This window comes from Streptomyces sp. NPDC104831, assembly GCF_055583025.1.
In genome coordinates this window covers 99635-105000 of record NZ_JBVJOT010000032.1, presented here as the reverse complement: position 1 = coordinate 105000, position 5366 = coordinate 99635, and the positions used below count along the sequence as shown (strand labels likewise).

At 73.9% G+C, this 5366-nt stretch carries 6 protein-coding genes and 1 pseudogene; all 7 read left to right on the top strand.

The window, feature by feature from the left end; genetic code table 11:
• Positions 1-130: pseudogene (locus ACZ63H_RS22415) on the top strand (chorismate synthase); the annotation flags it as partial.
• Positions 131-162: 32 nt separating this feature from the next.
• On the top strand, positions 163-645 hold the full coding sequence (locus ACZ63H_RS22410) for a shikimate kinase (protein WP_469867614.1): 483 nt from the start codon (positions 163-165) through the stop codon (positions 643-645).
• A complete protein-coding gene (gene aroB, locus ACZ63H_RS22405) occupies positions 642-1733 on the top strand; it encodes a 3-dehydroquinate synthase (protein ID WP_469867610.1) in 1092 nt (363 codons plus the stop codon). The genes ACZ63H_RS22410 and aroB overlap by 4 nt, the downstream gene beginning before the upstream one ends.
• 175 nt (positions 1734-1908) lie before the next feature.
• Complete coding sequence (locus tag ACZ63H_RS22400) at positions 1909-2892, top strand: AAA family ATPase (RefSeq protein WP_469867608.1); 984 nt, start codon at positions 1909-1911, stop codon at positions 2890-2892.
• A gap of 65 nt (positions 2893-2957) precedes the next feature.
• Positions 2958-4064, top strand: a complete 1107-nt coding sequence (locus tag ACZ63H_RS22395; RefSeq protein ID WP_469867606.1) for an aminopeptidase P family protein — start codon at positions 2958-2960, stop codon at positions 4062-4064.
• Between the two features lie 44 nt (positions 4065-4108).
• Positions 4109-4675: an elongation factor P gene (efp, locus tag ACZ63H_RS22390; protein WP_469867604.1), complete on the top strand. Its 567-nt coding sequence runs from the start codon at positions 4109-4111 to the stop codon at positions 4673-4675.
• Between the two features lie 2 nt (positions 4676-4677).
• Positions 4678-5106 (top strand): transcription antitermination factor NusB, encoded by a 429-nt coding sequence (nusB, locus tag ACZ63H_RS22385; RefSeq protein ID WP_469867602.1) that lies wholly within the window; start codon positions 4678-4680, stop codon positions 5104-5106.
• The last annotated feature ends 260 nt before the right edge of the window (positions 5107-5366 follow it).

Here is a 5366-nt window from a genome sequence, read left to right as displayed (position 1 = left end):
CGGGATCGTGGCCGAGGCCATGGTCGCGCTGGTGCTGGCGGACGCGGTGGCGGAGAAGTTCGGCGGGGACAGCGTCACCGAGACCCGCCGCAACGTGCGCTCCTACCTCGACGGGCTGGCGATCAGGTGAGCGCCGGGCCGGCGGTCGTCCTGGTCGGCCCCATGGGGGTGGGCAAGTCCACGGTGGGCCGGATGCTCGCCGAGCACCTCGGCGTGGGCTACCGGGACACCGACGACGACATCGTGGCCGCCGAGGGCCGCACCGTCGCCGAGATCTTCGTGGACGAGGGCGAGAGCGCCTTCCGCGCGCTGGAGAAGGCGGCGGTGCGGGCGGCCCTCGCCGAGCACGACGGGGTCGTGGCGCTCGGCGGCGGGGCCGTTCTCGACGCCGGGACGCGGGCGCTGCTGGCCGGGCACCGGGTGGTCTACCTCACGATGGAGGTCGAGGAGGCCGTCCACCGCACCGGTCTGAACGTGGCCCGCCCGCTGCTCGCGGTCAACCCGCGCAAGCAGTGGCGCGAGCTGATGGAAGCGCGCCGGCACCTGTACGAGGAGGTCGCCGCCGCGGTGGTGGCGACGGACGGCCGCACCCCCGAAGAGGTCACGCAGAGCGTGCTGGAGGCACTGGAGTTGAAGCAGCGATGAGCGAGGCAGTCACCCGCATCCAGGTCGGGGCCACGGCCGGCACGGACGCGTACGAGGTGCTGGTCGGCCGGCAGTTGCTGGGCGAGCTGGCCGGACTGATCGGCGAGCGGGCCAAGCGGGTCGCGGTGATCCACCCCGAGTCCCTCGCCGAGACCGGCGAGGCGCTGCGCGCCGACCTGGCCGAGCAGGGCTACGAGGCGGTCGCCGTCCAGGTGCCGAACGCGGAGGAGGCCAAGACCGCCGAGGTCGCCGCCTACTGCTGGAAGGCGCTCGGCCAGTGCGGCTTCACCCGCACCGACGTCATCGTCGGCGTCGGCGGCGGCGCCACCACGGACCTGGCCGGATTCGTCGCGGCGACCTGGCTGCGCGGGGTGCGCTGGGTGGCGATCCCCACCACGGTGCTGGCGATGGTGGACGCGGCGGTCGGCGGCAAGACCGGCATCAACACCGCCGAGGGCAAGAACCTGGTCGGCGCCTTCCACCCGCCGGCCGGTGTGCTGTGCGACCTGGCGGCACTGGACTCGCTGCCGGTGCACGACTACGTCTCCGGTCTGGCCGAGGTCATCAAGGCGGGGTTCATCGCCGACCCGGTGATCCTGGACCTGATCGAGGCCGACCCCGAGGCCGCCCGCACCCCGGCCGGCCCGCACACCGCCGAGCTGATCGAGCGGTCCATCCGGGTCAAGGCCGAGGTGGTCTCCGCGGACCTGAAGGAGTCCGGGCTGCGGGAGATCCTCAACTACGGCCACACGCTCGGCCACGCGATCGAGAAGAACGAGCGGTACAAGTGGCGGCACGGCGCCGCGGTCTCGGTCGGCATGCACTTCGCCGCCGAACTCGGCCGCCTGGCGGGCCGCCTGGACGACGCGACCGCCGACCGGCACCGCACCATCCTGGAGGCCGTCGGCCTGCCGCTGCACTACCGCTACGACCAGTGGCCCAAGCTGCTGGAGACGATGAAGGTCGACAAGAAGTCCCGCGGCGACCTGCTCCGCTTCATCGTCCTGGACGGCCTGGCCAGGCCGACCGTCCTGGAGGGCCCGGACCCGGCCGTCCTCCTCGCCGCGTACGGCGAGGTCGGGCAGTAGGTCCCGAACCGCCGGACCGCTCCCTCCCGTCCGGTTCCCTTACCGGGCCGGGCACTTCGGACCGCCCCCGGCCGTTTCACCGGACGACGGCCGGGGACGGTACCGTTCGGTAGGCGGTCGGGGCGCGCCCCCGCCGCCGGCAGCACAGTGCCCGTACGAGACGGAGTGGCAACGGATGCAGCACGCAGTGGGTTCTCCGCTGCCGCCGCCCCACCAGCCGGGGCAGGGGCCGCAGGCCGGCTGGGCATCGGCTTCCTACCAGCCGGCGCCCCACCAGCAGATTCCCCACCTGTCGGCCGCCCACCCCCAGGGCCCGCCCCCGGGAGCCTCCGGGCAGCCCGCCCCCGTGCCCCCGCCGCCGGGCTTCCCGGCCCCGCCGGGAGCCGTCCCGCCGGCCCCGCCGCGGCCCCCGGCCTCCCCTCCGGCCCCGGTTCCGCAGCAGAGTCCGGCTCCGCCGCGGCCACAGGCCCCCGCCGGCCCGCCGCCCGCGCGGCACCCCGCGGCACCGCCGGCCCCCGACGCCACCGGGCACGTGCCGCTGCCGCCCGGCGGCCCGGTGGGCACCCCCGCGGCACCGTCCGCCCCGGCCCCGGACCCGACGGCCGCCACCCTCGCCGTCCTCCTCATCGGCCCGGCCGGCGCGGGCAAGACCAGCGTCGCCAGGTACTGGGCGGACCACCGGCGCGTGCCCACGGCCCACATCAGCCTGGACGACGTACGCGAATGGGTCCGCTCCGGCTTCGCCGACCCCCAGTACGGCTGGAACGAGAACGCGGAGGCCCAGTACCGCCTGGCCCGCCGCACCTGCGGCTTCGCCGCCCGCAACTTCCTGGCCAACGGCATCTCCTGCATCCTGGACGACGCCGTCTTCCCGGACCGCCCGGTCGTCGGCCTCGGCGGCTGGAAGCGGCACGTGGGCCCCGGCCTGCTCCCGGTGGTGCTGCTCCCGGGCCTGGACGTCGTCCTGGAGCGCAACGCCGAACGCACCGGCAACCGCCGCCTCACGGACGAGGAGGTGGCCCGCATCCACGGCCGCATGGCCGGCTGGTACGGCTCGGGCCTCCCGATCATCGACAACTCCCAGCTGGACGTCCCCGGAACGGCCCGCGTACTGGACGAGGTCCTGGCGCGAGCGATAGCGAGCCCGCCGAGCTGGTAGGCGGGAGAACCCCACTCGGCCCCTCCCGATCGGCACAACTCGGACAAAACTCCTACGCTCATCTCATGTCAGAGGTGTACGCGAACCGCCGATCCCGGCTGAGGGACCACGTCAACGCGGCCGGCACCGCGGCGGCGCTCGTCACCCGCCCGGCCAACGTCCGCTACCTCGCCGCCGCGGCGCCGCGGGGCTCCGTCCTGCTGCTCGGCAGGTGCGAGGACCTCCTGGTGTGCGCCGGCCCGCCGGACGAGAGGCCCTGCGAAGGCAGGCCGGACGAGCACCTGCGCCTGCACGTCCTCCCGGTGGGCGGCGGCGATACCGGGGTGGCGGCGGCCGGTCTCGCCGTGGCCCAGGGAGCCGACTCCCTGGCCGTCGAGGAACACCACCTCACCGTGGCCCGCCACCGCGCCCTCGCCTCGGTCGCCCCGGCGCTCCGCCTCACCGACCTGGGCGGCGCGGTCGAGCAGCTGAGGGTGGTCAAGGACGAGGAGGAGATCTCCTGCCTCCGCATCGGCGCCGAGATCACCGACCAGGCCCTCGGCGAGCTGCTGGAGTCCATCCTGGTCGGCCGCACCGAACGGCACCTCGCGCTGGAGCTGGAGCGGCGCCTGGTCGACCACGGGGCCGACGGCCCGGCCTTCCCCACCTCGGTGGCGACCGGACCGCACGCGGGCCGGCGCGGCCACCGCCCCACCGACCGGCGGGTGGAGGAGGGCGACTTCCTCTCCGTCTGCCTGGGCGCCACCTACCGCGGTTACCGCTGCGAGATCGGCCGCACCTTCGTCATCGGCACCTCGCCCGCCGACTGGCAGGTCGAGCTGTACGACCTCGTCTTCGCCGCCCAGCGCGCCGGCCGGGAGTTCCTCGCACCCGGGGCCGCCTGCCGCGATGTCGACCGCGCGGCACGCCAGGTGCTGGACTCGGCGGGCTATGCGGAAGCGCTGCCACCGATGACCGGGCACGGTGTGGGGCTCGAAATCGAGGAGGACCCGCAGCTCGCCCCCTCGGCCATGGGTAAACTGGACGCTTGCGTGCCGGTCACCGTCGAACCGGGGGTCCACCTCCCGGGCCGGGGCGGCGTCCGGATCGATGACACGCTCGTCGTGCGCCCCGAGGCGGACGGCGGACCCGAGCTACTCACCATCACGACCAAGGAGCTGCTCGCGCTGTAGCGCGTGACCCGGGGTCGTACGTCAGTCCAGGAGATTCCGCAACCGTGGCTTCCACGAACGACCTCAAGAACGGCCTGGTGCTCAAGCTCGAAGGCGGCCAGCTCTGGTCCGTCGTCGAGTTCCAGCACGTCAAGCCCGGCAAGGGCCCGGCCTTCGTGCGCACCAAGCTCAAGAACGTGCTCTCCGGCAAGGTCGTCGACAAGACCTTCAACGCCGGCGTCAAGGTCGAGACGGCCACTGTCGACAAGCGCGACATGGAGTTCTCGTACATGGACGGCGACTACTTCGTCTTCATGGACATGGAGACCTACGACCAGCTCATGATCGAGCGCAAGGTCGTCGGCGACGCCGCCAACTTCCTCATCGAGGGCTTCAAGGCCACCGTCGCCCAGCACGAGGGCGAGGTGCTCTTCGTCGAGCTGCCGGCCGCCGTCGAGCTGAAGGTCGCCGAGACCGAGCCGGGCGTCCAGGGCGACCGCTCCACCGGCGGCACCAAGCCCGCCACCCTGGAGACCGGCCACCAGATCCAGGTCCCGCTCTTCATCACCACCGGTGAGAAGATCAAGGTCGACACCCGTACCAGCGACTACCTCGGCCGGGTGAACAGCTAACCGTGGCTGCCCGCAACACGGCCCGCAAGCGCGCCTTCCAGATCCTCTTCGAGGGCGACCAGCGCGGCGTCGACGTCCTGACGGTCCTCGCGGACTGGATCCGGCTCTCCCGGTCCGACACCCGGCAGCCGCCGGTCAGCGAGTACACGATGCAGCTGGTCGAGGGCTACGCCGAGTACGCGCACCGGATCGACGAGCTGATCGCCCAGTACGCGGTGGGGTGGACGCTCGACCGGATGCCGGTCGTGGACCGCAACATCCTGCGGCTGGGCGCGTACGAGCTGATCTGGGTCGACGAGACCCCGGACGCCGTCGTGCTGGACGAGATGGTGCAGCTGGCGAAGGAGTTCTCCACCGACGAGTCGCCGTCCTTCGTCAACGGCCTGCTGGGCCGGCTGAAGGAACTCAAGCCGACGCTGCGCCGCGCCTAGCCGACGGCGACAAGGGGCGCCGAGGAACCGCGGCGGCCGGACGGCCTCAGGGCCGCCCCGGCCGCTCCCGCGGTCCCTCGGCGCCCCTTTCGGCGCAGGCGCCCGTTCCGGGCCCTCGGCGACCCGTGCGGCCGCCCCGTGCCCGCACCGGCCCGAACGGCCGGGAAAACGCCGCCGGGGGGGGGGGGGGGGGGGGGGGGGGGGGGGGGGGGGGGGGGGGGGGGGGGGGGGGGGGGGGGGGGAGGGGGGGGGGGGCCTCG